Genomic DNA, 26,537 nt, shown 5'->3' with positions numbered 1-26,537 from the left:
AGATTACTCTCCCCCCTTTCTCAAATTAGTTAATCACGATTTAGAGCGCGCGAAGCGTCAGGGTCGTGGTGCCGCTGTAATCGCCAGCGACCAAGCCTTTGCCGGTAACAACTGGAGCAACGATATCGATGTCCATACGCGAACGCCATGCACCCTGCTGTTTCGTACCAGCATTTGCAGCGGTTCCGACAGTCAAAGACTGAGGCGAGCCAGCAACCTGAGCATTAAGCGCAACGCCGGTCCAGTTTGCTGCAACGCTGTAAGGAATGTTCGCCTGGAATTCGTTCGTGTCATAGCCACCTGGAGCAGTGTTCACGAGACCGCGAATGTCATTCTTCGAAATTTCAACATTGTTGTTGAAGTTGCAGCCAGCAGTCAACGTATCGATGTTGGCGGTTGCAGGACCGACCATTTCGAATGCATCGTTAACATTTTCGTTGTTGCCGGTACGAACGCCGATGACACCAAAGTCGATGTTACGTGCGCCTGCATCGTTACCCGAGTAGAAGGAGCAATCCTTGTTGACCGAGCCGCTCAGCGTGAACACTACGTCTACGACCGGTGTCGCGGTTTCGGTGTCGCTAGGCGCATCGGCGGAAGCGCGATAACGAGTGCCTACTTCCAGAGCCACACCAAGTTCACCAGCAAGAGTGCCGAAGAAACCAGGATTGGTGATCTGATAAGGGATCGGGCCTGGGCTGGCATAGTGCAGTTCACTTGTCTGTGCCGAAGCAGGTGCCGCAGCGGCAACAAGAGCGAGAGCGGCTACTGCGCCGCAAAGGATATTTTTCATAATCATACTTCCTTTTGTTAAACCGTCCCCCTGTTAACGGGATACGATTTCGAGTTCGCATCGGTTGGGTCGCAAACCAGAGGGGCATCGATGCCTGCCCTCCCGGTGTAATTCCGTTCGCGGACCAGCCCGCAAACGAATCTCAGATCGGAGAAACCGTGATCGTGATCACCTCCGAATAGTCTCCAGCCAGCAATCCGGCTTCACCCGAAGGCAGGCCGAGCTCGACGCCCAGAACCATGCCGTCTGTGGCGATGCCACCGTTGCTGGAAATTATACCGCCGGCCACAAGCTGGCGGCTGGAAAAGCTTTTGTTGAGCATCTGCGTGGCCGGGTGGCGCACGGGCATTTCTACAAAAAGCGAATAGGGAAGCTGGCCGCCGAAGGGGCCCTGACCGTTAGGCATGGTAGAGTGCGTCAACGCACCTCTTTCGCCGTTGATCTTCATTGTGAATGGCATATTGCAATTAAAGGCAACTTGCGTGGTGCGGTTGAGGCCCCGGCGTTCAAGATTTCCGAAATCCATATCGGCTATGCCGCCCATAGAGCAATATTCGCTGATCGAACCGCTTACCGCTATATCTATAGAACGGGCGTTGTCGATTTCATGTGCAGCGGCAGGTGTAGCCAATGCCATTGTAGCCAATGTTGAGTATAAAAAACGCACAACTCTACTCCCCCTTAAAACCGAACTCGCGCTGGTCAGATTCCTAGCGTTGGAATCCTTCACAAGTTCAGTTTTCGTTCAGGGAGCCGCGACCCGACTCACTCCCGATTTCGTTAATAAACTATTAATAGAACGGTTCTCTCGGTGTGACAATTCGGAAAACATCGACCCTCGCAACATTTTTGATTGCGAACCAAAGGGATAATGCCCCAAGACAACGGCTGTCCGGCACTTTCGATGGTAAACGGCAGTAACATCAACTGCCTAGTAATTGAAGTATTTGTCCAAAATTGGGACGTTGGCAAGCAAAATCCTAAGGCTTTTTTTAACCATATTGAGCAGATCGTTAAAAATAATGCCCCGAATCGGGGGCATTTTTCCTTGCGCGCAGGAGCAAAAGCAGAACTCGCGCCTGGATAATTAACGCGATTGCGACCGATGCCGTAGAAAACCTGGTCAGGATATCAACTATCATCTCGACCAGCGTCAGATATCAAGCTTGTCTGCTGGCCACTCGTGGCGAATTCCATGGAACGAGACTGGATAATCTGTCCCGCTGGTTTCATCGGGCCGACAACTGCGTCGAAGCCTTAGCTGTGAATAGAAGTTGGTTGGGGTGGCAGGAGCCCCAGTCAACAATGACATAAGCTCTTGAAATATTTGGTTTCTTTCTCTTGCCCCGTCGTGGTTCGCCACGGCAGGGTGCCACGGAAGGATACCACCACCCATGTGCGGAATACAAAACGTCACTCGCAAGCACGGCACCTATTATTATCGCCGCCTCATACGTTTAGGGCTTGATAAGCCTTTTCGGTTAAGGATGTCACTCAAGACTACGAATCGAAGGCATGCAGCGTTACTCGCTCCAGCGCTGACTTTGATTTGCGAGAGGGTCGCGATGAACATGATGACGAATATTAGGAGCGACGGACTGACCAGCGCTCAGCGGGCGGAAATCTATCGCCGCCAAATGCTGATCGAGCGCGATCGACTCGAAGTCATGCACGCAAACCTCCACATTATTCCTCCAGAAGATCACGACGATATAGACAAAGCGCTCTCGCTGCGTCTGGGCGCTAGCGAATCAGCAGCAAGTGACGGCGTCGTAAAAGGCAAAATCGATGATTTCCTGATCGCCCGGATAGATCCCGACGACGACGATGAACCCATTGTCATCATGGCTTGGTCGGACCTTGCCGAATCAATTCAGCAGGATGGCGCTGAGGAGGCAGCCGTCGCAAGACTGGCCGAAATCGGCGTGGAAGAAACTGTATTGCGTGAAGCTATGGCGCGCAAAGTGGTTAATCAGGCGCGCATTGAGGCAGTCCGCGAATTCCGCCGCGTTCTCGCCGAACCCAGCGAGGCTTATGCTCCGGTCGAAGTGGTGGGTTATGAACCCGTAAATTCTCAAAGTTCTTCAACTACCGTAGCTTCTCACCAGCCTGTAGCTAACGAGTGGGTCACCATGACACCAAGCGAAGCGGTGCTCAGATTTTTTGAGCATAATCCGCGCACAGGCGGCAAGGACGGCAATTCGCGAAAAAAAGGCGAACCTTGGACCCTGAAAACGCGCAACCAGTTCGAACTTCCTGCAATGCTTCTCGAGCAGGTCATGGACGGGCGAGCGCTGGCGAGCGTCACACATGACGATCTCGTCAAACTAGACCAGTGTTTCGAAAAGCTGCACGGCCCCTCCTTTCGAAAATCCCCCAAGCATCGCGATATGACGATCTGGCAAATCATCGACGAAACCGAAGCCAAAGTCGTTGCTGGTGAAGATGCGATGAAGAAAGAAGCGAAGCGAAAGGGCAGAGTTACGGATGAAGTTATTAAGCCGGCCGATCACCTTTCTCGAAAAGACCTAGGGTTGAGCCTTGTTACGACCAACCGGCATTGGGGCTTCCTGCGCCAGCTCACCGGCTGGTTTAACAAACACCACCCCTTGGCACCACTTGACTATGGAGCATTCATTATGAACGACACTCGTAACCAACGTGAACTACAATCGGTCTATACCGTGGAGCAAGGCAGGGAGATTTTCAATCTCCCGCCATGGACAGGTTCAAAATCACATGCGCGGCGTATGCAGCCAGGGGATCTGCTCGTGCACGATGCGTGGTATTTCGTGCCCCTGATCGCCTGGTATTCAGGGATGCGCCGCGATGAAATTTGCGGCCTGGAAGTCAAGGATGTGCAAATGGAAGATGGTTTTTGGCTCTTCGACGTTCGCGCTAATGACGTGCGCCGATTGAAGACCATTAGTTCGGCACGCAAATTGCCGATCGCCGAGGAATTGCGGCGATTGGGCTTGATTGATTATGTGACGGCGCTACGCGAAGCCGGAGAGAAAGCCCTATTTCCGGAGCTAGCAGCTGAGAGCGGCTTGGGCCAGATGGGCGATGCCTATTATAAACGTATTTGGACCAAGATAGCCAAGGAACTAGCATTTCTTAAAGGCGGCCAAGCAATGCACGCATTTCGTCACACCGCGATAAATTCAATGAAAGGTGCTGGAATCCCATCTGAAATCAGAGCAGATTTTGCTGGCCATGCTCTCAAAGGGGAAACTGAAGGACGTTACTCGAAGGCGCATATGGCACTGTTGCGTAATGCCGTAGCAACGATACCGGAAGTAACGAAGCATCTGGACCCCTTCCCTGTTTCTTTGCTTCCTGCAAAACTTCGTGAGCCAAGAAAAGCGCGAGCAAAATAATATTTGCCGCCAGAACTGCCTAACATGCCTTTGGCGACTGGGCTTATGGAAAGCTTGAAAACAATATGGGCGCCGCTGCGCGCCTTGTTGCGCCGGACGGTTCGTCGTTACCGGTAGTAGTTTGACAAATGCGCTTTGACGGGGCGGTCTGGAAAAATGTTCCCAGACCGCCCCGTTCAACTTTATTATGCTGGCTCGGTAAACCGTGGCGGAATGCTGGCGAGCAGGTTCTTCTGTTCGTTACGCAAAAATCAGCGCGCCCGACAGGATAACAACGGGCACTCCAATCATTGAGAAGTTTTGGCTGATTTGCCAAAATAATGTGAGTTTTGTCGAATTCTTACCCTGACTTCAGTTGCATATATGGATGCCTGATATGGGGACGTGTGATGTGAGCATTAGCGTTTGTCGCTTGGATTTAGCTCGCCTTCAAATTTTGGGACGGCGCGCGCCGCCGCTTCTGCATCTGTCGTTGCTTTGCCATTTTGATTGATATCGTTGATCAACCATTCCATTTCTTTGATTTCTCTGCGTTGGGCCCTGATAATTCCATCGGCTAGCTCGCGCACTCTTTTGTCTTCAATATTGGCGCGCTCACTTGTCAGTATGGCAATGCTATGATGAGGTATCATCGCCTTTTGCCACGCCTGATCGGAAACCGTATCCTGCGATCGGACAAGAAACAGGGAGCCAGCAAATATAAGAACTGCGCCGCCCAATATCATCGCATTCTTGCGCTTATCGTCATACATTCCCAGCATGAATAACAACATGATAATCGCCATGGCAGCGCCCATGTAGATTGCCATCCATGTGCGTGTCTCACTAAAATATACATGGTCGATTGCGTAGGTGTTGAGATACATCAGCCCGAACATCGCAAGCGTTGAAGTCAGTATCATGACGATGAAACGTGTGTATTTACCCATGTTTTCCTCTCCCTATTTTTATCAGGCGCAAGTATTTTTAATACGGCCAGACTACGCGTGAGTAGTGTGAAGGTTCCGGCCCTTACGACTTCGCCGAAACGGCCATCGCTTAATGAGGAGCATCAATCCAGAAAGAGCCATAGTCAGGCCGCCCAATGCAAAAATGACGAGCCACCAGCTGTTGAAATTCTCATGGTTTTTCCAGTCCATGATATGCAGACCCCAGAAGAAATCATAAACACGCCAAGTTGTGCTACGCACCGCTGCAATCTCGCCAGTCGATAGCGGAATATAGACAGAAACGTCATCCTCGGTATCAACTCGCCAAGCAGGAAGCGCGCCTCGATATTCTGTGGAGCCGGTCACAACCTTTTCGACGGCCGCAATATTGGGGCGACCGGTTATCCAAGCGCGAGACGTTATTAACCCGGCTTCTTTTGACGTTATTTGGCTACGTTTGATGCCCGTTTTGGCATCGTAAAGGAATGTCTCGCCTCGCCCATTTTCAAGTTCAGCAACAGGCCTGCCTAAGACACTACGGTATCGCAAGGAAACCACGTTCCCCGATATTTCGCGACCCAAATTTTCAGGTGTCACTAGCCCAACAAGGCTATTGAGTTGCTCAGGCTCTCGCGCGACAAGATGTTCGCTGCGGACCGTCTCGATTGGCACAACGCTCATAATAACGCCGCTTGCAAACCAGAGCAGCAACTGTGCACCGATAAAGAGCGCGAGCCATTTATGAATTTTACTCGCCCGTATATGGGTCTTTTGTGTCACGCTATCTCCTCCCAAAAAGGCATCGGTTTTATTGCTGTCTTGCCATGCTATTTCTTGGGCGTGCGGGAAGATGAGTGATATTGAGCAATTTTCCAGCTTTCGTCTCGTTTCACGAGAACCGCAGTGGCAACGCCTTGCCTTTCGATAATCCGGCCATCCTTTAGCACTATCGTATATGTATAGGTTTCCGAGGCGATTGCTGTTTCACCTATGACAGATATATCGATAGTCTCATTGTTGAATGTAAAGCTCTCAAACTCTTTGAGTTCAGGACTGAGATGATGGGCAAGATAATTGCTAAAGCTGCCCTCCGCTTTTCCATTTTCAAACACCAGCGCGTCATCCGTGAATAGGCGTGGCATATTGGTATCATCGAGACTTTCTATGCCGCTTCGATATGCTTCGAGCGTGCTTTCAGGTGTCCCCATCATAGATGCAGATTCTGCGTCTTTATCGTGCGCCACAGCTTGATAAGAAACTGTAGAAAGCGCCAAAATTAGCGCCAAACCAATATATTTCATACTCTCCCCCCCTAAAAATATTAGAACCAGAATCTAATCCCGATAACGTAATTGGTGACGCTGGGATCTTCTCCGCCCGCCCGCGCGTATCTGGCGCTTTGCCCAACTTTCCATTCCTGTTCGATGCCGATATAGGGCGCAAACTCGCGGGCAAATTCATATCGTAAGCGTATTCCCAGTTCAGCAGCATCGATCCCCGCGCCAATCCCCAATTCAGGAACATCCTGCGCCGCAAGATTGAGTTCTGCGCGTGGTTGCAGGATCAGTCGCTGCGTTATGCGCTGGTCATATTCAGCCTCGATGCGTGCGGTCAAATCGCCCCGGTCAGACAAAAATGCTGCCCCATCGATTTCGAACAGGTAAGGCGCAAGACCCTGTATTCCAATAACTGCATAGGTTCGGTCGCGCGGTGCAAAATCCTGCCTCACGCCCACTTGCAAATCGAAAAATGGTGCAATGGCATGGCTCCATAGCGCCTGCACTTCTGCGCTTTCGATCTTTTCACCGAAATTGCCTTCGCCCTCGCTCTTGAACCAAAATTTGTCGATATCGCTGCCATAATAGCCCTGACCGTCCCACAAGTAGCCATTCTTGCCATCTCGCACACGATATTCAGCGCGATCAGCCATCACCCAAAGCGTTTTCATGCCGCCATTTTCCGCCGCCAGCTGCTTCCTGGAGCCGCGCATAGCGTCAGCTCCCCATATCGCATCAGCGGCGCGCGCAGGCCCCCTACCAGCTTCGGGAGGAGGTGTTTCGTCAGCCATGGGCGCCGTCATATCGGCCATGGCATTACCCGGCAAATCCATTGCTTCACGATCCATCTGGCCATGATCCATTGCCGAATGATCCATATCCGTCATCGCCGGTTGCTCGTCCATTTGACTATGATCCATGCTACCATGGTCCATCACCATTGGTGCTTCGGTGGGGACTGCGTTGGAAGGGCTGGGCTGAATTTTTGCAGGCTTGGCTTTTGGAGCGACCTTGGCTTGTGGTTTGGCAGGAGCAGGCTTCGGCGCAACAGGCGCGGGCTTGCGTTTTAGCGTTGGCTTTGGTTCGGACTTAACCGCGGTTTTTGCTTTTGGCGCTGGCATTTTCATGCCTGGCATGCTCATGTCATGGCCTTGATGTTGCGCCATTGCAGGCGCGGATACACCGACCCCGAGAATGATTATCAGCGATTTCATGCGTCCGCTCCTGATTGTGAGGCAACCGTGACAATCTGGAACATCCCTGCGTGCATGTGATAAAGCAAATGACAGTGAAACGCCCAGTCGCCGGGTTCATCGGCGGTCAGGTCAAAACTGGCGCTGCCGCCCGGTTGAACGATCACGGTATGCTTGAGCGGTTGGTTCTTTTGACCATTGACCAGTTCAAAGAAATGGCCGTGCAGATGGATCGGGTGCGCCATCATCGTGTCGTTGACGAGTTTCACCCGAACGCGCTCATTATAGGCGAAGCGGATTGGTTCATCGGAGACGGCTGAGAATTTCTGGCCGTCGAACGACCACATATAGCGTTCCATGCTGCCGGTCAGATGGATTTCCATGTTGCGCGAGGCCTTGCGGTGGTCCGTGCTCGGGATCAGAGCCGCGAGCTGTTTGTAATTGAGGACACGGTGATCGACTTTATCGAGTCCGATTCCGGGATCGCCCATGCGGTCCGCCGCATTCATTGAAACCATGTCTAGGCCAGGACCGACTTTTACATCGGACGGCAGCATCGACGTGTCGCGCATTTTCATACCGCCCATGTCCATACCGGCCATGCCATCACCGCCGCTCATATCCATCCCGGGCATATCCATCTTGGCCATCTCATCAGCGCTCATCTTGCTGTGATCCATTTGCGAATGGTCCATGCCGCTTGCTGGCGCACCACCCGATTCTCCATGATCCATGCCCGCCATCCCCATGTCAGCCATCGTCAGTATTGGCGGATCGCGCAGGGCCGGGACTTCGGCGCGCATTCCTGCACGGGGAACCAAGGTAGCAACGCCCATGCCCGAGCGGTCCATAGATTCTGCTACGAAGGTGAAGGCCTTGTCCGCGGTTGGCTGGACAACGACGTCATAGGTTTCTGCAACCCCGATTTGTAATTCATCGGTTTCTACTGGCATGACATTTTGGCCATCGGCCTGCACCACCGTCATCGGCAGGCCTGGGATCCGCAGATTAAAGAAGGTCATCGCGCTGCCATTGATAATCCTAAGCCGCACCCTTTCTCCAGGGTTGAAAAGCAGTTCCAGATTATCGGCAGGGCCGTGCCCGTTGATAAGATAAGTATAAGTTGCCGCCGACACATCAAGTATGTCGGTGGGTGACATCCGCATTTTGCCCCACATTTGGCGTTCTTTGCCGCTCAATTTGCGATCATCAGTGGCAGTGGTTTTCTGGTAGTCAAAATAGCCATCAGCATGTTTCAGCTTCTTCATGATGACGTGTGGGTGCATCGGCGTAAATTCGCTGAGAAGGATGATATATTCGCGATCAAAAGCTACCGGGTCTGACCCCGCAGGATCGACGATGATTGGGCCATAATGCCCCATCTGTTCCTGCAGCCCCGAATGGCTGTGCCACCAGTAGGTGCCGCTCTGGCGCACCTTGAAGGGCGCTGTGAAGGTCTCGCCGGGCTTGATACCGGGAAAGGACACGCCCGGAACACCATCAAACTGGAAGGGAAGCAATATGCCGTGCCAGTGAATTGAGCTATCCTCATCGAGGTTGTTGGTAACATTCAGTCGGACATCCTGCCCCTCGCGTAACCTTACCAGCGGCCCCGGCACGGTGCCGTTCACCGCGATTGCATGACCGCTGCGTCCGCCCGTTGAAAATTGACCGCGTCCGATGGCAAGATCAATGCTTGAACCTGAAACTTCGTCAATGCCCTTACGCACCGAACCTGCCATTGCTCCGCGTGCCCAAGCAGGCATGGCAGAGGAAAATCCGACCGCGCCGCCAGCAAGCAGAGCAGATGAAAGGAAGCGGCGACGGGGAAGAGAAAGCATATGTGATCCTGATTACTAAACCGATATGCTCCTCAATACGGAGGAGGCTCCTTCACCCCTCAAATTTTTCAGAAATTTCTCGCAGGCGATTGCGGGCACGGTAAATTCGCGTTTCGACGGCTTTCTCAGATATTCCGAGAATATGCGCCGCCTCGGCTTGGCTATTCTCGCCAAAAGTGACCAGAACAAAAGGCTCACGCAATGTCGCTGGCAAGCGAGTGATCTCTTTTTGCATGACTTCAAGCGCCTGACGCGCCTGCAATTCTGCACTTGGGTCAGGTGCATCGTCAGCTACTATCATGCCAGCTTCATTGTCGCTGTGAAATTCAAAAAACTGCCTGATCCGACGTTTACGCAAAAGATCGCGGCATTTATTGACTGTAATCCGGGTGAGCCACGGAGAAATGGGTCGCGACAAATCAAAGCTGGCGAGCTTGAACCAAGCAGCTGCCAGCGCCTCCTGAACGGCATCTTCGGCATCTGAACTGTTGCCCATCATTCTGAGGGCGATATTTTGCAGCCGGGGCGCTTGCTGGTTCATCACACGGTTGAATGCAGTTTTGCTACCTTTTGCAGCCTCTGCGATGAGCGCATTTTCCGGAACTTGCGCGTCAGACTGCGACTTTTGCACTTAATACCCTGCGGTCAGCGAGTTTGATACCCGCTCGTCAAACGCCCTTTGCTGCTCGGGATTTAACAAAGCGCGCATCTTGAAGAGATGTTCGACAGTGACTTTTTGTAACAATCCCATTTGAACATGCACCGCTTCAATCGCGGTAGAAACCTTGGGGCCGTATTGATGTTCTTCTTCGATGGCAGCGGCAAGATCGGCATTGGCCGATCGCAGCGCGAGGTCCAGTGCCTGCCGCCTGATCCCGAAATCACTTTCCAGCTCTGCAAGCTGCTTCTCTTGTGCCTTATCAAGATCGAGCTCTTCGTGAACGAAGCTGTGGACCCCAACATTTTGGTCGTCGCTTTGGCTCCAGTGTTTGGCACCGAGGGAACCGATCCAGCCTGCGCCAAGCGCCAGCAGGACGAGAAGGATAATTTGTAATGGTCCGAATTTCATATGCTCATCACCGTCACTGTGAAACGTGAAGAAGGTTGGCGGGCGAGTAATCCGCACCGCCAATCAAAGGGCTGGTTTGGTTCATCGCCAGCGCAGGCTGATCGGCCGTTCCAAACCCAGCGCCCAGCGCGGTCACGAACATCAGCGCCGCCAGTAAACTTTTCTGGCGCGAAAGCCGGCTGCTATTCATTTCGCCGACACGGAGCCAGACATCATTGTGGAAACCATCATCGCTTGCCAGCGCCTCGGTTGATTGATCGGCCCGCAAGCTTGCAAGCATCGCATCAAGTTTAGTGTCAGATAGCGGCATTGATATTATCCCATTTCCTCGTTTCTGTTCTTTATACGCATGCTGGACAGCTTTGCCCTCGAAATTATTTTTGAGGGGTGGCCATTATCGCTACGTATTATTGGTTAGCGGTCATCAAGGACACTGCAATGCGCGACCTCAAATTTTTTACAGGAAGGGCTGAGATGCCAATCAAGAAGTTTCGCAAATTTATGATGTGCATTGCAATTGGTTTCAGTTCGCTCAGCGTTCCTGCTCTTGCGCACGGCGATCCGACCGAGATGGGCGCTGGTCCGGGAACTGGCGCAGACCATCATGAAAAAGCTAACGGAGCCGGTGAAGCTGCGCAGAACCCGGATATGCAGGAGATGATGGGTGATGGCACGATGCCGAAGATACCCGATAGATCAGCCCCCATGGCGCCGGAAGGCAACCACTTAGAGGGCATGGGTGACGGCCATGGAGGCATGATGGATCATAGCGAAGCGGCAGATAATAGTAATAAGAGCTTTGGTGAGCGCCTGTTCATCTGGCTGGGCAAGCTTCATACGGTTGTCATCCATTTTCCAATTGCCATGATTGTTGCCGCGTTTGCAGCCGAAGCGTTTGGTGTTGCGCGCGGTAAGCCTGACTGGCGTTCGGCAGCGCGAATTATGCTCGTCATTGGTGCTCTGGGTGCAGTAGCCGCAGCGTTTTTTGGCTGGTTTGCTGGTGGTTTCTATCTTTATGACCGCAACCTGATCCTCACCACGCATCGCTATCTAGGAATGACCGTCGCCATCGGATCGGTGCTGTTGGCATGGGCCGGGATACGCCGTTTTCACCACAATCGCAGCGAAGAAAGACTGTTCGCCGTCTTGCTGGGCCTATTGACGATCGGCGTGCTGATTCAAGCGTTTCTGGGCGGGACATTCATGCATGGCGGCATGAATCATATGAATTTCTAAACACGCCAAGCTCCAAATCGAGCAGATGGCTCGTTATTACCCGAAGGGAAAATCGATGTTCAATCACATCCGCAAACTGAAGACAAACCCGCTTTTGGCATCGGCGCTCTTTGGATTGCTCGCTGCCTGCACCAGCGCCGCTCAAGCTGCCCCCCTTGTGATGTTCCGCGACCCGGGTTGCGGCTGCTGCGAAAAATGGGCCGAGCATATTGAAACGAATATGAAACAGGATGTGGAAACACGGAACAGCGTAAATATGAGCGCTGTCAAAGACGCGAACGCAGTGCCGGAAACATTGCGATCCTGTCATACCATGATTGTTGAGGGATATGTTATCGAAGGGCATGTGCCGGCCGATGCTATTGCCAAATTACTTCGGGAAAAACCTACTGGAGTGACGGGCCTTGCCGTCGCTGGAATGCCGGTCGGCTCGCCCGGAATGGAATATCAAAACCAAACCCAGCCTTATCAAGTCATAGCGTTTGGCGACAGCGGCCAACGCGTTTTCGCTAGTTACAATTGAGGTTTAAACCAAGAAAGGAAATATCATGAAAAAGCTTACACTGATTTTGGGAGCCATAGCTCTGACGTCTGGCGGGGCGGTATTGGCTCATGATCATACGGCACCGAAAGCCGGCGCGCCTGCGATGCAGAAATGCGAAATGATGAAAGACGGTATGAAAATGCCGGGCATGATGATGAAGGGTGCTGATGGCAAAATGTCCTGCCAGATGATGGATCACTCGAAGATGGACCACAGCAAAATGGATCACTCAAAAATGTCAGCCCCGGATGCGAGTGACAAAGCGCCACCAGCTATGGATCATTCGACGATGGACCATTCGAAGATGGATCATAGCATGACGGAGCCCAAAAAAGACGCCCCTGAATAAGAGAATAGTCTGGCTCGGAGCTCCGCTTTACGATTATTCGGGCCAGACTATTTCCCCATCTTGCCGAACAGGTTCACCAATTCCGCAACTTTCTCTTTCTGGTCAGCTTTGCTGCCCGAGGTCAAAGCTTCCTCGACGCAATGATTGGTATGGATTTCCAGAATTTTCATTTTGGTAGAGCGCAGGGCGGCTTCCATCGCGGAAAATTGCTGGAGGATATCGATACAATAGCGATCATCTTCCATCATTTTAGCTATTCCGCGCGCCTGACCCTCGATCTTACGCATGCGCACGATTTCTTTGGTGAATTTGTCTGTCATGAGGCCCTTATGCCAAATTTTGGAGCGTGATCAATCTAAAGAAGCGGCGGCATCAACCTTGACACTTCGCCGCCTTACTACTATACCCCCCTATAGTATATTTGTTAATGATCAAGAGGAGCTAGAAATGACGCATGTTTCAAACCGCAAACAAATCCTCATATGGGGCTGGACCCTGAGCCTGTTTTTGCTTTTCAGCTACTTCATCTGCATTGGCTTTGGTCTTTTAGCGCCGCAGTCAATGCATATGCATGAGTCTTGGGCGCCGTTGCTGCCCGGATTTGAGTGGCTGACTTTGCAAGGTTTTCTTGCAGGCGCGGTCGGTAGCTTTCTCTATGGATGGTATATTGCATTGTTGGTTATCCCGCTGCGCGCCTGGATAGGCCGCAAGGTTGCAGGTGCTGATCATGTCTGAGAATGATAGTGAGACCGCCAAATCGTGCTGCTGCAAAGACAAAGAGACTGCTGTAGGGACTGTGAAAGACCCCGTATGCGGTATGGATGTTGATCCGAGCAAGAGCGAGCATCATGCGCATCATGCGGCTCGGGATTATCATTTCTGTTCAGCCGGATGCAAAACCAAATTTATCGCCGACCCAGCGCATTACCTCACTGGAAAGCACCGCGAAGTATCAGAAAATGTTCCAGCGGGCACGATCTACACCTGCCCGATGCATCCAGAAATTCGGCAAGAAGGGCCGGGTTCCTGTCCGATTTGTGGGATGGCACTCGAACCCGAGACCTTTAGTCTCGATACTGGCCCCGATCCAGAATATCTTGATATGCGCAAGCGCTTCTGGGTCAGTGCGTTGTTTTCCATCCCGCTGTTTATTTACGCGATGGGCGACCTTATTCCGGGCAAGCCGTTCGAAAGTTTATTTGAGCCGGGAGTATCGCAATGGTTGCAGCTTTTTCTGGCATCGCCAGTAGTTCTGTGGGGCGCGTGGCCGTTCTTTGTGCGCGGCGTGAACTCGCTCAAAACCATGAACCTCAATATGTTCACGCTGATTGGTCTAGGCGTGGCAGTTGCCTATGGCTTCAGTCTGGTCGCGACGCTGTTTCCCAGCATTTTTCCAGCAGCATTTCGCGGCCATGATGGGGGCGTGGCTGTCTATTACGAAGCAGCGGCTGTCATCACGACCCTGGTGTTATTGGGGCAAGTGCTGGAACTGAAAGCGCGTGGACAGACATCAAGTGCTTTGCGCGCGTTGCTTGAACTGGCACCGCCAGTTGCGCTGCGCGTTGGCGCGGATGGCTCGGAAGAGGAAATATCTCTCGACCTAGTGCAGAGCGGCGACAGCTTGCGCGTCCGTCCGGGCGATAAAGTCCCCGTTGATGGCACCATCGCCAAGGGGTCCAGCACGATTGATCAATCAATGATTACGGGCGAACCAATACCGGTTGCTAAAGCCGAAGGTGATGTTGTCACCGGCGGCACGGTCAATCAGACTGGCAGCTTTATCATGACCGCCGAACGCGTTGGTAAGGATACTCTTCTCGCCAAGATCGTCCAGATGGTCGCCGAAGCACAGCGCAGCCGTGCTCCTATCCAGAAACTGGCTGATACGGTTGCTGGCCTGTTTGTGCCCGCTGTGGTTCTGATCGCTATTGCCACTTTCATTATATGGTCCATTTGGGGGCCAGAACCGGCGCTGGCCTATGGCTTGGTCAACGCGGTCGCGGTGCTTATCATCGCTTGTCCTTGTGCGCTTGGCCTTGCCACGCCGATGTCGATCATGGTTGGCACCGGCAAGGGCGCGCAAAACGGTATTTTGATCAAAAATGCCGAGGCGCTCGAAACTCTCGAGAAGATTGACACAATCGTGGTTGATAAAACCGGCACGCTCACCGAGGGCAAGCCTAAACTGGTTTCGGTCGAACCGGAAAAGGGTTTTGACAGCGACGAAATGCTTGCGCTTGTGGCCGCAATCGAAATGGCGAGTGAACATCCGCTGGCAGCCGCGATTGTAACCGGCGCAAAGGAAAAGGGGCTTTCGTTTGATGCGGCAACCGATTTTCAGTCGGTGACCGGCGAAGGGGTTGAAGCCAGCGCACGCGGTAAGCGCGTCGCCATCGGCAATGAAAAAATGATGGACCGGCTCGGTGCCACGAGCGCGGACCTGATTGCCAAGGCGCAGGACGGCCGATCACAAGGGCAAACCGTTATGTTTGTGGCCGTCGATGGCAAGCCTGCTGGTCTTATCGGTGTCGCCGATCCGATCAAACCGACCACGGCAGAAGCGATCAAAGCGCTGCACAAAGCCAATATCCGCGTCGTCATGTTAACCGGAGATGCCGAAGCCACCGCGCAAGCCGTTGGCAAGATGATAGGGATCGATGAAATCCATGCCAATGTGTCACCCGAAGACAAACACCGGGTCATCAGCGAGCTTCAAGCGGCGGGTAAAATAGTCGCAATGGCAGGAGACGGCATCAATGACGCTCCCGCTCTCGCCAAGGCTGATGTGGGAATTGCGATGGGCACTGGCACCGATGTGGCGATGGAAAGCGCGGGTATCACGCTGGTCAAGGGTGATTTGGGTGGCATAGCCAAGGCACGCCACCTCAGTCAGCTAACAATGGGTAATATCCGACAGAACTTGTTCTTTGCGTTTATCTATAACGGGCTTGGTGTGCCGGTTGCGGCAGGCATTCTCTATCCGTGGTTCGGCATCTTACTCAGCCCGATGATCGCGGCGGCGGCGATGAGCTTATCCTCTGTTTCGGTAATCGCTAACGCCTTGCGCTTGCGCCGCAAAGCGCTGGCTCAGTAATATTACCTATGAGCGTTGAAGGGATGGCCTGTTATTGTCAGTTGGTAACTGGTTGCAAGATGTCTCCGATTTTCGGGGCGGCTGGTTTTCAATCAGGAGAGCGAAATGAAGTTCGATGCCATTAAGCTTGGTTTAGCCACTGCAATTATCTTCGGAGTTGCGTGGATATTATGCAGTCTTTTTGTCATCTTGGCCCCCGGCGGTATGATGCAAATGAGCGGTCATATGGTCCACTCGAATTTTGAGGGTATGGGCTGGTCATTGCATTGGACAGGCTTTTTTGTCGGGCTTGTCACGTGGAGTGTTTTCTCCGGGCTATTCGTCTGGGCGATTACCGCTACCTATAATCGCTTGCTTGCCTAGCGACGACGGATCGAGGTGCCAATCATGCGAGATGTCGCCTGTAATCCAAACCATAATACATGATCAATCGCGCTGATTGACGAGCAGAAGTTCGAGCGAATAGTTCCTCTGACCCCAGTATTTACTGGTGAAAATATAATGTCGCGCCGCCGATTTCGGCCCCCATGAGGGCAACTACACAAAAAGGAAATTATACATGAGAACTCCCTACCTTGCCACCGTCGCTGCTTTCACCTTGCTGACCGGCTGTGCGGCCTACGCAGCGCCCCCGGAACCGAAGCCCGCCATGCAGAGTCATGCCATGCCGATGGGCGATCATTCCGCGCATCAACAGATGATGGAGCGAGCCCAGAACGCCAAGACGCCTGCAGAGCGAGAAAAGCTCATGACCGAAAATATGGCCATGATGAAAGCCCATATGGCGTCTATGAAGGCCAAGATGGCCGAAGGTGGTATGATGGCACAGGGGAAAAAGCCGATGGCGATGGACCCGGCACATAAAGAAAAAATGAAGGCCAAGATGGCCGAGGGTGGCATGATGAAGATGGACCCCGCACATATGGAGAAAATGAAGCAGCATATGGGTATGATGCATGAGATGATGGAAAGCCTGATGATGCAGCAGGAACTGATGATGCCGCCAAAAAAATAGCGCAAAGGACCGCGGTCAATTAAGCGGGAAGAAGCCAAGCTAGTGAACAAGCCGGGTTCTTCCCACTTTCTATGCAATATTCCCGCATTGAATAGTTTGCCGCCGAGCTTCGCGTTGCACATTGGTAATTGCGGCTGGTGGTTATCAGCCTTTCAGAAAGACAGTCGCAATGCCAACCGCTCAAATTGACCATTTTTCAGATATACTTTGCGTATGGGCCTATGCCTCCCAGAGCAATTTTGATCGGCTTACAGCAGAGTTTGGTGATCGGATAACTATCAACATCCATTTCTGCTCTGTATTCCCGGATACATGGACAAAAATCGCGTCTCAATGGACAGACCGGGGCGGTTTTGATGGTTATGCGAACCATGTCCAAGGCATCGCCGGGAAATTCGAGAATTTGCCGATTCACAGCGATACCTGGGCAAAGACACGCCCGCGCTCATCGGCGAGCCCACATCTGTTCATCAAGGCGGTGGAATTGATCGAGCAAGAGGGCTTCATATCCAAAGCCCCTGTTGCTGAACGACCATCCATCCTCGCCGCGCGGGAACTGCGCTCTGCCTTTTTTACAAGAGCGGAGGATGTCTCGGACTGGGATGTGCAACGAGAAATAGCAGGGCTCTTGCATGTCGATTTTGACAATATATTGAATAAACTCAAAACCGGTGAAGCCATAGCAAGGCTCACAAAGGATTATGACCTTGCTCAGCTACACGGGATCGAGGGCAGTCCAACATATGTAATCAATGAAGGACGCCAGAAGCTGTTCGGAAATGTCAGTTACGGTGTGATTGCAGCAAATGTGCACGAAATGTTGGCCAGCCAAGGTGTGGATGCAGCGAGCCTGTGCTGATGAACCGCACGAGGTTGGCGTAGGTCCGCGAACCACAAGGATCTGTAATATAATAAGTTATTCCGGTTATTCGCCTAGAAAGGGCATTGTCAATGTGGCTTCAGTATCGCGAAAGTGGACAATTCACATTACCGAGGGACAGTGGCGCAAAGACTTGCCTCACCGCCATCATCTCGGTCAAAGATTGGGTTGACGGGGATCGGAAAACACCGGACACTGGGTTCGTGTTTAAACAGCTCTTTCTATTCGTTCTTCTTGGACTTGCCTTAGCTGGACAGGGAATCGCCAGTCCGATGTCCTGCCTATCCCTAGCGAAAAGCGATGCAGGTAGTGTGGAAATGTCCCATTGCAGCGAAACGGGTATGAATGAAACATCCACAAACGGCAATGAACCAAAGGATTGCTGTGGGTCAGATTGCGCGGCGATGCTGCAATGCTCTCAGACAACTACGACTTTTCTCGCTAGCCCAGCTTTCGCCGAAACAATCGCCGTTAAAGCTATGTCCCACACTCGCCGTCTGTTTGGAAACCCAACTGGCATGCATAGCATTCCCGAGATAAAGCCTCCCATTATTGCTTGAACGCAGATCGCGAATACCGCCATTTTTTAGGGTGACGATATTCTTGCGATCTCTGTCCGATTTCTGTGAAATTGCTCTGGCATACCGGCGAGAAGCAAGCCCGCAAACTTTCGAACATCTAACCTCCAAGGTTAAAAATTGCCGCCACCGATGACGGCATGTTCGCCCTACTATTTTAGTGAGCAAGCAAAATGAAATATCGACCGAAAACCCGCCAGGCAAGATCCCGGCGCCCATTGTTGGCATTGCCGGCCTTAGCGCTATATGTCCCCGTCTTTTCCCTTCAAGCCGAACCACTCACGTTCGCAGAAGCGGTCGAACTGGCAGAGACAGCGACGCCAGCAATAGAGGCCCGGTCGCTCGTTGTTGAAGCGGCGCAGAGCGCCGCGATTGCCGCCGATCAACTTCCCGATCCGAAACTCAGCGTCGACATAATGGATCGGAGAATTGCTGGTCCGTTCGAGATTACTCCGCGGCCGGGTCGTGACGGATTTCCAAGGCAAAGGATCGGTATTAGTCAGGATATTCCCAATGGCGCAAAAAGACGCGCCCGGGCAGGTCAGGCGGTGGCGGACATAACCGTGGCGAGAGCCAATAAGGAAGCTTTGGTTCAGGATGTGCAGCTTTATTCTGCGCTTTCCTGGATCGATCTCTATTACGCCCAGCGGCGGCTCCAAATATTGGAAGTTTTGCAGCAAAGCCTCAATGAAGTGTCGGCAACGGTTGGCGCGCGCCTTGAATCAGGGACCACACGTCCAGCTCAAGCGTTCGAGCCGGAACGGCTGATCGCAAAACTGGCTGACCGGCGCTCGCTGCGTGCCGCTGATATCGAAAAGGCCCGGGCAATGCTCGCGCGGTGGACCGGCGTCGAAAGCCCCGAAACCGAAGGGACGCTCCCTGAGTTCACCATTGACCGGGATGCACTTGTCAGCACGATCAAGGAGCTACCCATTCTGGATATTCAGGATGCGAAAGTCGAACGGGCCGACGCCGATGTGGAACTGGCGCGGGCGAACAAGCGGCCGGACTTCAGCGTGAACGCTTCCTATACTCATCGCCGGCCGGAATATGGCGAATATGTATCGGTTGGTGTAACGATCGATCTGCCGTTATTTGCAAAAAAGCGGCAAAATCCCATAATTGACGCCCGGATACTGGAAGCTAGTGCCGCCCGATTGGAGGCGAATGATCTAAAGCGACAATTGCAAGCTGAGCTCTCCAGCGACCTCGCAGCAAACCGGTCTTACCGGGAAAACTGGGAACGGTCCAAAAACACACTTTTACCCTTGGCCAAAAAACAGGCTGAACTGGAGCGGGTCAGCTATGGCGCCGGCCGCGTTGATCTGGACACCGCGCTTAATGCAGCCGTGGCTTTTGCCGAAGCAGAAATCGATCTGCTCGACCGGGAAGCCACGTTGGTTCGCGACACAGTTCGCATCAAATATACTTATGAAAGGAACCAGCCATGACGCTGACATCCATCCAAGACAATAAATGGCGCGTGCTTGTTCTTGCTGCGGTTCTGGCCGCAGGCGGTGGCGGATATTGGCTCGGCACCGGCGGGGCTGGCGAAAGCAGCGAAATCGCGGCTACGCAGGGCAAAGGCGAAATCCTCTATTATTATGATCCAATGTTTCCCCAGCAAAAATTTGACGCACCGGGCAAGTCTCCGTTCATGGATATGCAGCTTGTTCCCAAATATGCTGGCGAAGCCAGTGATGGGAATGCCAGCGAGCCGGGGATCACCATTACTCCGGGTATTGCGCAAAATCTGGGTATCCGCACCGCTGAGGCATTGGTTGGCAAAATCCAATCCAAGCTCCGCGTAACGGGAACGATCGAGTTTAACGAACGCGACGTGGCCATTGTTCAGGCCAGGTCGGGCGGATTTGTCCAGCGCACCTATCGCCGTGCACCCAGCGACATTGTGCCCGCCGGCGCACCCTTGGCTGACATATTGGTGCCCGACTGGGGCGGGGCACAGGCGGAATATCTTGCGCTGGCAAGAAGTGGTAATGACCACTTTGCCACAGCGGCAAAGGAACGGATGCGGCTGCTGGGCATGCCAGACGAGCTGATCCGCCGGGTAGAGCGAAGTGGAAGGCAGCAAAGCGTTTACACTGTGTCCGCGCCCATCGGCGGGGTGATCGAAAGCCTGAGCGTAAGAGAAGGTATGACCTTGGCTGAAGGCCAGCCGCTGGCACAGATTAACGGACTGAATACCGTATGGCTGAATGTTGCCATTCCCGAAGCAAGGGCCTCGGAAATACGGGTAGGGCAGCGCGCCGTTGCTGAACTGCAAAGTTTTTCTGATATGGAATTTGCAGGTAAAGTTATCGCCATTCTTCCGTCCGTTGAAAGCGGCAGCAGAACGCTCACCGGACGGATCGAACTCGCCAATAAAGGCGGCCGACTTCGTCCAGGCATGTTCGCTACCGTAGATATGGGTGACACGGGCAGTCCCGCTATACTGGTCCCCACCGAAGCGATTATCGCAACCGGAACGCGCAACTTGGTAATGCTGGCGAATGGCAAGGGTCGCTATCGCCCGGCAGAGGTCAAAATAGGCCGCGAAGGCGGCGGGCAAACGGAAATTTTGGCTGGCCTGTCACCAGGTGAAAAAGTGATCGTTTCTGGCCAATTCCTCGTCGATTCAGAAGCAAGCCTATCGGGGATCAAAGTGCGCCCGATTGATGGTGAGCAGAAAAGCGCGCCCACAAAAATGTCCGGCTATCAAACCTCCGGCAGAATTGAAGCGATCAAAAACGGCGCGGTCACCTTGTCGCATGAACCGGTGCCTGCCCTTAAATGGCCGGCGATGACGATGGACTTCAAACTCGCCAAACCGGGTTTGTTGCGCGGTTTTAAAAAAGGCGACCGCGTGACCTTCCGCTTCATGCAAATGAAAACCGGATCAACCATCACCAGCATTAGCCGCGCAGAGGCCAGCCAATGATCGAAAAGGTCATACGCCTCAGCGTAAATGCGCGCATATTTGTCCTGCTCATAGTGGCGGCTTTGCTGGCGTCGGGTATCTGGGCCGTCAGAACCATGCCGGTCGATGCCCTGCCGGACCTTTCCGATGTTCAAGTGATTATTCGCACCCCCTATCCCGGGCAGGCACCGCAGATTGTCGAAAATCAGGTTACCTATCCCATCACAACCACAATGCTGTCGGTTCCGGGGTCACGCGCGGTGCGCGGCTATTCATTCAATGGAGACAGCTATGTCTATGTGCTGTTTGATGACAGCACCGATCTCTATTGGGCGCGTTCGCGGGTTCTGGAATATCTCAATCAGGTTCAAGCCGATCTGCCGACCGGCGTTGTCCCGACGCTGGGGCCAGACGCAACCGGTGTCGGCTGGATCTATGAATATGCCCTTGTCGACCGGACGGGGCGCAATGACCTGTCTCAGCTGCGTTCGCTGCAGGACTGGTTTCTTCGTTATGAGCTACAGACCATTCCCGGCGTTGCGGAAGTCGCGTCGATTGGCGGTATGGTGAAACAATATCAGGTCGTGCTTGATCCTGACCGGATGGTGTCTCTGGGGATTGACCAGGACAGCGTGATCAAGGCAATCCAGAACGCTAATCAGGAAGTCGGCGGTTCGATCGTGGAACTGGCCGAACGCGAATATATCGTGAGGGCCAACGGCTATCTGGAAAATCTAGATGATTTCCGGGCCATTCCCTTAAAGACCGCACGCGGCGGTGTTCCCGTCACCTTGGGCGATATTGCGCGGATTCAAATAGGCCCCGAGATCAGACGCGGGATAGCAGAACTGAACGGTGAAGGAGAAGTGGCTGGCGGCGTCATCATCTTGCGTTCGGGCAAAAACGCCCGCGAGACAATTGCTGGCGTCAAAGAGAAACTTGCGACGCTAAAGCAGAGTCTGCCGCCCGGAGTCGAGATTGTGACGACCTATGACCGTTCCGAACTGATCGACAAGGCGGTCGACAATCTCACCACGAAATTGCTCGAAGAATTTATCGTCGTTGCCATAGTCTGCGCATTGTTCCTTTGGCACGCCCGCTCCGCACTCGTGGCAATTTTAACCCTGCCGCTTGGTATATTGATCGCTTTTCTGGTGATGCGCTTTCAGGGGATTAACGCTAATATCATGGCGCTTGGCGGAATTGCGATTGCCATTGGCGCGATGGTAGATGCTGCCATTGTCATGATTGAGAACGCGCACAAGCATCTTGAAAAATGGCAGAATGACAACCCAGACGCCGAAATGCCGGGCGAAAAGCGATGGCAGCTGATCGTTGACGCGGCGGTTGAAGTTGGCCCCGCGCTATTCCTCAGCCTGCTGATCATCACCTTTTCTTTCCTGCCGATTTTTACTCTGGAAGGACAAGAAGGACGATTATTCTCTCCTCTGGCATTCACAAAAACCTATGCGATGGCGGGGGCTGCCATTCTCTCGATCACCTTGATACCGGTTTTGATGGGCTATTTCATTCGCGGGAAAATTCCGTCCGAAGAGAAAAATCCGATCAGTCGCTTCCTCATGAAAATCTATAGGCCAGCACTCGACTGGTCGCTCAAAAGCCCGAAAAAACTGCTCGTGATCGCGCTGCTCATCTTTGCTACCAGCGCTTGGCCGATCAGCCAGCTTGGCGGCGAGTTCATGCCGCAAATGGATGAAGGCGATTTGCTTTACATGCCCAATGCCCTGCCGGGGCTATCTCCGGCGAAAGCCTCTGAACTGCTTCAACAGAGCAACCGATTGATAAAATCGGTGCCTGAAGTGGAAACAGTGTTCGGCAAAGCGGGACGCGCCGATACGGCAACTGATCCTGCGCCGCTCACTATGTTCGAGACGACGATCCATTTCAAGCCGAAGGAGGAATGGCGCGCGGGCATGACGTCGGACAGGCTGATCGAGGAACTCGACAAAGCCGTCAGGGTTCCAGGGCTGGCCAATTTCTGGATACCGCCGATCCGCAACCGTATCGAAATGCTCTCGACCGGGATCAAAAGCCCGATCGGGATCAAGGTGTCGGGTGATAATCTCGAGGCAATTGACAAGGTCGCCCAGAAAATCGAGGGCGCGGCCAAAAAGGTCAATGGTGTCAGTTCGGCTCTGGCGGAACGATTGACCGGCGGAAGCTATATCGACATTGATATCGACCGCGCCGCTGCCGCCCGTTACGGCCTCAATATTTCCGATGTCCAGTCGGTCGTATCGAGCGCCATCGGAGGCAAGAATATCGGCGAAACCGTCGAAGGGTTGGCCCGCTATCCGATAAGCGTCCGCTATCCGCGCGAGATACGTGATAGCCTGGAAAACCTGCGGAATCTTCCGGTGCTCACGCCATCCTTGCAGCAGATTACCTTGGGCACGGTCGCCGACATTGACATCAGTTCCGGTCCGCCGATGCTGCGCAGTGAAAATGGGCGGCCATCAACCTGGATATACGTCGATACCAGGGGGAGAGATCTGGTATCGGTGGTCGCAGATTTACAAGCGGCGATTGACAAGGAGGTTGATCTGCCATCCGGCGTCAGTGTGGCCTATACCGGGCAATTCGAGTATCTGCAGCGCGCGACCAATCGGCTGATGGTGGTCGTGCCTGCCACTTTGGCGATCATCTTCTTCCTGCTCTATCTTACCTTCCGGCGCTTCGATGAAGCATTGCTGATCATGGCAACATTGCCCTTCGCGTTCACTGGCGGATTATGGCTCCTCTATTGGATGGGCCTCAACCAGTCGATTGCAACCGCAGTCGGTTTTATCGCGCTTGCCGGCGTGTCAGCTGAGTTTGGCGTGGTGATGCTGATCTATCTGAAACAGGCACTGGAAGCGCGCGGTGACAAGCCGGACGCAGAGCAGGTCAAACAGGCAGTGCGCGAAGGTGCATTGCTGCGGATACGGCCAAAGGCGATGACCGTAGCCGTGATTCTGGCCGGCCTTTTTCCGATCCTGATCGGTGACGGCGCCGGGTCGGAAGTGATGCGCCGGATTGCCGCTCCGATGGTCGGCGGAATGCTGAGCGCGCCCTTGCTTTCGCTATTTGTTGTGCCCGCAGCATATTATCTGCTTCGCAGACGAGAGGCGGAAAAGCTGAAATGATTTTGACCCAAGTTCCTACATTGCACAGTTTCCCGACCGCAGCGGGTTCTGTTTCGCTATTCAAAACCGGAGTTGTCGTATCATGAACTTTGACAAGCAACCTGAAGTGCACATCGCGATTTTCGGCTTTATGACCTCCTTCATCTGGGAATTTCTCCAGATGCCCTTTTTTGATGTCGGACAGGCAACCTCTTGGGAGAGGACAATGGGCTGCACACAAGCAAGTTTTGGCGACGCCGGGATCCTGCTCGTCGCCTATTCGCTCGTCTCTTTGCTCAAACGAAATAGATACTGGATGTTCGATCCAAAGATCTGGATGTTGGGGGTCTATTTGGGAACGGGTCTGGTAATCACGCTAGTCATCGAAATATTCGCGACGAAGGTGCCGCGCGACTGGGATTGGGGTTGGCGCTATAGCGACCTTATGCCGGTCATACCGTTTGTCGATGTTGGTCTGGTCCCTATTGTGATGTGGATCGTTATACCGTCGATCACACTCTGGTTCGCGAGAAGGCAGCCCCAAGTAGACAGGAAAGATCCATGACTGATAAAAAAGACGCCGAGCTATATCGCGACCCTTATCGTGCGCTTTCCCGCTGGGACAATGAAGGCGGCGCACAAACCGAGCAGAAGAACCGGACATCGGAAGATCCGCACATAAGTAACGCCGAACTCGTCCAACTTAGAGTTCGCGTTATCGCACTGGAGAATATCGTGCTGGCTCTGCTTTCGGAAAGCCCAGATAAAACCCATGAAAAAGTTCGTGCATTGGCAGAACTTATTTCACCCAGGGAGGATGAAACACAACATCCTCTGACAACGGAAGCGGTATCGCATATGAACCGCTTTGCGGACCGGGCAGCGCGATTTAGAAGTGAATGGCGATGAACGACCACGGGCGCGCTGTGAAAACCGGTAAAAAAACCTCGTCCTACAAAGCGGGCAGCCTGACATTGGCGGGAACGGTAGCAATGGGCACCGGTGTGATGATCGGTGCCGGGATATTTGCTCTGACCGGGCAGGTAGCGGAGTTATCCGGCCCGTTATTCCCGCTGGCTTTCCTGATTGCCGCCGTGATCAGCGGATTTAGCGCTTATACCTATATCAAGGTGTCCAATAAATATCCTTCCGCTGGCGGCATCGCCATGATCCTGCAAAAGGCCTATGGACCCGCGACAGTGACCGGGGCAGCTGCGCTAATGATGGCCTTCTCGATGATCATCAATGAAAGCCTCGTTGCCCGGACGTTCGGGACTTACACATTGCAACTCTTCGACGTTGGCCGCGATTCCATCCTGGTGCCGATACTCGCTATCGGCCTGATCATTTTTGCCTTTCTCGTCAATATCGCCAGCAACAAGATTATCGGGTCGATTTCATCGGTCACTGCAATACTCAAAATCGGCGGCATATTGATATTCTCTCTCGCGATACTTTGGGCCGCTGGTTTCACCTTTAAATTTGCGCAAAGTGCGCCAGAAAGCGCGGCCTCTCCGACCGGATTTATCGCCGGGATTGCCCTCGCCATTCTTGCGTTCAAGGGCTTTACGACAATTACCAACAGCGGCGGAGAAGTTGTCCATCCTGAAAAGAACGTAGGCCGTGCGATCATGATCTCGCTGGCGATCTGTCTGCTCGTCTATATGGCGGTGGCCTTTGCGGTCGGCTCGACGCTTGGCATTGATGAAATTGCCGCGGCGAAGGACTATGCCCTCGCTGAAGCGGCCCGCCCGGCCTTTGGTGACTATGGTGTTTGGTTTACCGTTGCCATTGCCATTATTGCAACGGCATCGGGACTTCTAGCCAGCGTATTTGCAGTCTCCCGCATGCTTGCGATGCTGACCGATATGGAGCTTATTCCGCACCGTCACTTTGGCATGCCCGGCGGCATTCAGACGCATACATTGGTTTATACCGTCATAGCAGCAGGCTTGCTGGCCGCATTTTTTGATCTGGGCCGTATCGCATCGCTTGGCGCGATTTTCTATCTGGTGATGGACATCGTCATCCACTGGGGCGTGTTCAGATATTTACGTAAGGATGTAGGAGCCCAAGGATGGGTATTGCTGAGCGCGATATTTTTCGATGTCGTCGTGCTCGGCGCTTTCCTGATGATGAAAGCTAACAGTGATCCGTGGATTATAGTCATCGCATTTGTCGGCATCGTTATCATCGTCGGGTTCGAGAAATATTATTTGTCAAACAAGCGAAGTTTGACTGACGCCAACACCCATGGAGGGCATGGAGGGCATGGCAGTTGAATATCGGCTTTTGGTCAAAATGAATTTTTGAGTAA

27 protein-coding genes are annotated in these 26,537 nt (G+C 53.1%); 16 read left to right on the top strand and 11 right to left on the bottom strand.

Annotation, left to right across the window (positions count from 1 at the left end):
* Nucleotides 1-40: 40 nt before the first annotated feature.
* The gene (locus tag AAC060_RS04240) at nt 41-793 is read right to left on the bottom strand and encodes a hypothetical protein (protein WP_339823219.1); all 753 of its coding nucleotides are present in this window, start codon (nt 791-793) and stop codon (nt 41-43) included.
* Nucleotides 794-935: 142 nt separating this feature from the next.
* Nucleotides 936-1,460, bottom strand: a complete 525-nt coding sequence (locus AAC060_RS04235; protein ID WP_339823217.1) for a hypothetical protein — start codon at nt 1,458-1,460, stop codon at nt 936-938.
* Nucleotides 1,461-1,664: 204 nt separating this feature from the next.
* Between AAC060_RS04235 and AAC060_RS04230 the strand changes: the two genes are divergently transcribed.
* Together AAC060_RS04230 and AAC060_RS04225 are read left to right on the top strand one after the other, a co-directional pair.
* Entirely contained in the window at nt 1,665-1,880 is a 216-nt protein-coding gene (locus AAC060_RS04230; RefSeq protein WP_339823215.1) for a hypothetical protein, read from the top strand.
* A gap of 478 nt (nt 1,881-2,358) precedes the next feature.
* Entirely contained in the window at nt 2,359-4,173 is a 1,815-nt protein-coding gene (locus tag AAC060_RS04225; protein ID WP_339823213.1) for a site-specific integrase, read from the top strand.
* Between the two features lie 398 nt (nt 4,174-4,571).
* Here the strand turns inward: AAC060_RS04225 and AAC060_RS04220 are convergent, their stop codons facing one another.
* The 8 genes from AAC060_RS04220 to AAC060_RS04185 are packed head-to-tail and all read right to left on the bottom strand — an operon-like array spanning nt 4,572 to nt 10,792.
* A complete protein-coding gene (locus AAC060_RS04220; protein WP_339823211.1) occupies nt 4,572-5,102 on the bottom strand; it encodes a DUF305 domain-containing protein in 531 nt (176 codons plus the stop codon).
* Between the two features lie 51 nt (nt 5,103-5,153).
* Nucleotides 5,154-5,882, bottom strand: coding sequence for a PepSY domain-containing protein (locus tag AAC060_RS04215; RefSeq protein ID WP_339823209.1), 729 nt, complete (start codon nt 5,880-5,882; stop codon nt 5,154-5,156).
* Between the two features lie 47 nt (nt 5,883-5,929).
* Complete coding sequence (locus AAC060_RS04210; RefSeq protein ID WP_339823206.1) at nt 5,930-6,403, bottom strand: nuclear transport factor 2 family protein; 474 nt, start codon at nt 6,401-6,403, stop codon at nt 5,930-5,932.
* A gap of 20 nt (nt 6,404-6,423) precedes the next feature.
* Nucleotides 6,424-7,593, bottom strand: a complete 1,170-nt coding sequence (locus tag AAC060_RS04205) for a copper resistance protein B (RefSeq protein ID WP_339823205.1) — start codon at nt 7,591-7,593, stop codon at nt 6,424-6,426.
* A complete protein-coding gene (locus AAC060_RS04200; RefSeq protein ID WP_339823203.1) occupies nt 7,590-9,413 on the bottom strand; it encodes a copper resistance system multicopper oxidase in 1,824 nt (607 codons plus the stop codon). The genes AAC060_RS04205 and AAC060_RS04200 overlap by 4 nt, the downstream gene beginning before the upstream one ends.
* Before the next feature lie 52 nt (nt 9,414-9,465).
* On the bottom strand, nt 9,466-9,999 hold the full coding sequence (locus tag AAC060_RS04195; RefSeq protein WP_339823793.1) for an RNA polymerase sigma factor: 534 nt from the start codon (nt 9,997-9,999) through the stop codon (nt 9,466-9,468).
* 45 nt (nt 10,000-10,044) lie between these two features.
* Nucleotides 10,045-10,482 carry a periplasmic heavy metal sensor gene (locus AAC060_RS04190; RefSeq protein WP_339823201.1) on the bottom strand — a complete coding sequence of 146 codons (438 nt, stop codon included), beginning with the start codon at nt 10,480-10,482 and terminating at the stop codon, nt 10,045-10,047.
* A 13-nt stretch (nt 10,483-10,495) separates the two neighbouring features.
* Nucleotides 10,496-10,792: a hypothetical protein gene (locus tag AAC060_RS04185; protein ID WP_100093779.1), complete on the bottom strand. Its 297-nt coding sequence runs from the start codon at nt 10,790-10,792 to the stop codon at nt 10,496-10,498.
* 128 nt (nt 10,793-10,920) lie between these two features.
* Between AAC060_RS04185 and AAC060_RS04180 the strand changes: the two genes are divergently transcribed.
* Genes AAC060_RS04180 through AAC060_RS04170 form a run of 3 tightly spaced genes read left to right on the top strand, consistent with a single transcriptional unit; the run spans nt 10,921 to nt 12,611 of the window.
* Nucleotides 10,921-11,718: a DUF2231 domain-containing protein gene (locus AAC060_RS04180; protein ID WP_339823200.1), complete on the top strand. Its 798-nt coding sequence runs from the start codon at nt 10,921-10,923 to the stop codon at nt 11,716-11,718.
* Between the two features lie 55 nt (nt 11,719-11,773).
* Nucleotides 11,774-12,241 (top strand): DUF411 domain-containing protein, encoded by a 468-nt coding sequence (locus tag AAC060_RS04175; protein WP_339823198.1) that lies wholly within the window; start codon nt 11,774-11,776, stop codon nt 12,239-12,241.
* Nucleotides 12,242-12,266: 25 nt separating this feature from the next.
* Complete coding sequence (locus AAC060_RS04170) at nt 12,267-12,611, top strand: hypothetical protein (RefSeq protein ID WP_339823195.1); 345 nt, start codon at nt 12,267-12,269, stop codon at nt 12,609-12,611.
* Nucleotides 12,612-12,658: 47 nt separating this feature from the next.
* Here AAC060_RS04170 and AAC060_RS04165 read toward each other — a convergent pair whose 3' ends face one another.
* Entirely contained in the window at nt 12,659-12,931 is a 273-nt protein-coding gene (locus tag AAC060_RS04165) for a metal-sensitive transcriptional regulator (RefSeq protein ID WP_100093777.1), read from the bottom strand.
* A 127-nt stretch (nt 12,932-13,058) separates the two neighbouring features.
* On the opposite strand from AAC060_RS04165, the gene AAC060_RS04160 reads away from it, so the two are divergent.
* The 11 genes from AAC060_RS04160 to AAC060_RS04110 all read left to right on the top strand — a co-directional run bounded on the left by AAC060_RS04160 (nt 13,059) and on the right by AAC060_RS04110 (nt 26,502).
* Nucleotides 13,059-13,346: a hypothetical protein gene (locus AAC060_RS04160; protein ID WP_339823189.1), complete on the top strand. Its 288-nt coding sequence runs from the start codon at nt 13,059-13,061 to the stop codon at nt 13,344-13,346.
* Nucleotides 13,339-15,705 (top strand): heavy metal translocating P-type ATPase, encoded by a 2,367-nt coding sequence (locus AAC060_RS04155; protein WP_339823186.1) that lies wholly within the window; start codon nt 13,339-13,341, stop codon nt 15,703-15,705. The genes AAC060_RS04160 and AAC060_RS04155 overlap by 8 nt, the downstream gene beginning before the upstream one ends.
* A gap of 105 nt (nt 15,706-15,810) precedes the next feature.
* A complete protein-coding gene (locus AAC060_RS04150) occupies nt 15,811-16,068 on the top strand; it encodes a DUF5676 family membrane protein (RefSeq protein WP_100093775.1) in 258 nt (85 codons plus the stop codon).
* Between the two features lie 196 nt (nt 16,069-16,264).
* Nucleotides 16,265-16,720 (top strand): hypothetical protein, encoded by a 456-nt coding sequence (locus AAC060_RS04145; RefSeq protein ID WP_339823181.1) that lies wholly within the window; start codon nt 16,265-16,267, stop codon nt 16,718-16,720.
* A gap of 121 nt (nt 16,721-16,841) precedes the next feature.
* Nucleotides 16,842-17,579, top strand: a complete 738-nt coding sequence (locus tag AAC060_RS04140) for a DsbA family protein (RefSeq protein WP_339823180.1) — start codon at nt 16,842-16,844, stop codon at nt 17,577-17,579.
* An 820-nt stretch (nt 17,580-18,399) separates the two neighbouring features.
* The gene (locus AAC060_RS04135) at nt 18,400-19,629 is read left to right on the top strand and encodes a TolC family protein (protein WP_339823178.1); all 1,230 of its coding nucleotides are present in this window, start codon (nt 18,400-18,402) and stop codon (nt 19,627-19,629) included.
* Nucleotides 19,626-21,116, top strand: coding sequence for an efflux RND transporter periplasmic adaptor subunit (locus AAC060_RS04130; RefSeq protein WP_339823175.1), 1,491 nt, complete (start codon nt 19,626-19,628; stop codon nt 21,114-21,116). The genes AAC060_RS04135 and AAC060_RS04130 overlap by 4 nt, the downstream gene beginning before the upstream one ends.
* Entirely contained in the window at nt 21,113-24,241 is a 3,129-nt protein-coding gene (locus AAC060_RS04125; protein WP_339823173.1) for an efflux RND transporter permease subunit, read from the top strand. The genes AAC060_RS04130 and AAC060_RS04125 overlap by 4 nt, the downstream gene beginning before the upstream one ends.
* 82 nt (nt 24,242-24,323) lie before the next feature.
* Nucleotides 24,324-24,785, top strand: coding sequence for a hypothetical protein (locus AAC060_RS04120; protein WP_339823170.1), 462 nt, complete (start codon nt 24,324-24,326; stop codon nt 24,783-24,785).
* Nucleotides 24,782-25,129, top strand: coding sequence for a hypothetical protein (locus AAC060_RS04115; RefSeq protein ID WP_339823168.1), 348 nt, complete (start codon nt 24,782-24,784; stop codon nt 25,127-25,129). The genes AAC060_RS04120 and AAC060_RS04115 overlap by 4 nt, the downstream gene beginning before the upstream one ends.
* The gene (locus AAC060_RS04110) at nt 25,120-26,502 is read left to right on the top strand and encodes an APC family permease (protein WP_339823164.1); all 1,383 of its coding nucleotides are present in this window, start codon (nt 25,120-25,122) and stop codon (nt 26,500-26,502) included. The genes AAC060_RS04115 and AAC060_RS04110 overlap by 10 nt, the downstream gene beginning before the upstream one ends.
* Nucleotides 26,503-26,537 lie beyond the last annotated feature (35 nt).

The organism is uncultured Parasphingorhabdus sp. (assembly GCF_963975555.1).
In the GTDB taxonomy this organism is placed as follows: Bacteria; Pseudomonadota; Alphaproteobacteria; order Sphingomonadales; family Sphingomonadaceae; genus Parasphingorhabdus.
This window is presented reverse-complemented; position numbering and strand designations above follow the sequence as displayed.

Excerpts from the sequence above, each read along its gene's own strand:
- AAC060_RS04240 (WP_339823219.1), bottom strand. The coding sequence starts at position 793 with ATGAAAAATATCCTTTGCGGCGCAGTAGCCGCTCTCGCTCTTGTTGCC.
- AAC060_RS04230 (WP_339823215.1), top strand. The coding sequence starts at position 1,665 with ATGCCCCAAGACAACGGCTGTCCGGCACTTTCGATGGTAAACGGCAGT.
- AAC060_RS04225 (WP_339823213.1), top strand. The coding sequence starts at position 2,359 with ATGAACATGATGACGAATATTAGGAGCGACGGACTGACCAGCGCTCAG.
- AAC060_RS04220 (WP_339823211.1), bottom strand. The coding sequence starts at position 5,102 with ATGGGTAAATACACACGTTTCATCGTCATGATACTGACTTCAACGCTT.
- AAC060_RS04210 (WP_339823206.1), bottom strand. The coding sequence starts at position 6,403 with ATGAAATATATTGGTTTGGCGCTAATTTTGGCGCTTTCTACAGTTTCT.
- AAC060_RS04205 (WP_339823205.1), bottom strand. The coding sequence starts at position 7,593 with ATGAAATCGCTGATAATCATTCTCGGGGTCGGTGTATCCGCGCCTGCA.
- AAC060_RS04200 (WP_339823203.1), bottom strand. The coding sequence starts at position 9,413 with ATGCTTTCTCTTCCCCGTCGCCGCTTCCTTTCATCTGCTCTGCTTGCT.
- AAC060_RS04190 (WP_339823201.1), bottom strand. The coding sequence starts at position 10,482 with ATGAAATTCGGACCATTACAAATTATCCTTCTCGTCCTGCTGGCGCTT.
- AAC060_RS04185 (WP_100093779.1), bottom strand. The coding sequence starts at position 10,792 with ATGCCGCTATCTGACACTAAACTTGATGCGATGCTTGCAAGCTTGCGG.
- AAC060_RS04180 (WP_339823200.1), top strand. The coding sequence starts at position 10,921 with ATGCGCGACCTCAAATTTTTTACAGGAAGGGCTGAGATGCCAATCAAG.
- AAC060_RS04175 (WP_339823198.1), top strand. The coding sequence starts at position 11,774 with ATGTTCAATCACATCCGCAAACTGAAGACAAACCCGCTTTTGGCATCG.
- AAC060_RS04170 (WP_339823195.1), top strand. The coding sequence starts at position 12,267 with ATGAAAAAGCTTACACTGATTTTGGGAGCCATAGCTCTGACGTCTGGC.
- AAC060_RS04165 (WP_100093777.1), bottom strand. The coding sequence starts at position 12,931 with ATGACAGACAAATTCACCAAAGAAATCGTGCGCATGCGTAAGATCGAG.
- AAC060_RS04160 (WP_339823189.1), top strand. The coding sequence starts at position 13,059 with ATGACGCATGTTTCAAACCGCAAACAAATCCTCATATGGGGCTGGACC.
- AAC060_RS04155 (WP_339823186.1), top strand. The coding sequence starts at position 13,339 with ATGTCTGAGAATGATAGTGAGACCGCCAAATCGTGCTGCTGCAAAGAC.
- AAC060_RS04150 (WP_100093775.1), top strand. The coding sequence starts at position 15,811 with ATGAAGTTCGATGCCATTAAGCTTGGTTTAGCCACTGCAATTATCTTC.
- AAC060_RS04145 (WP_339823181.1), top strand. The coding sequence starts at position 16,265 with ATGAGAACTCCCTACCTTGCCACCGTCGCTGCTTTCACCTTGCTGACC.
- AAC060_RS04130 (WP_339823175.1), top strand. The coding sequence starts at position 19,626 with ATGACGCTGACATCCATCCAAGACAATAAATGGCGCGTGCTTGTTCTT.
- AAC060_RS04125 (WP_339823173.1), top strand. The coding sequence starts at position 21,113 with ATGATCGAAAAGGTCATACGCCTCAGCGTAAATGCGCGCATATTTGTC.
- AAC060_RS04120 (WP_339823170.1), top strand. The coding sequence starts at position 24,324 with ATGAACTTTGACAAGCAACCTGAAGTGCACATCGCGATTTTCGGCTTT.
- AAC060_RS04115 (WP_339823168.1), top strand. The coding sequence starts at position 24,782 with ATGACTGATAAAAAAGACGCCGAGCTATATCGCGACCCTTATCGTGCG.
- AAC060_RS04110 (WP_339823164.1), top strand. The coding sequence starts at position 25,120 with ATGGCGATGAACGACCACGGGCGCGCTGTGAAAACCGGTAAAAAAACC.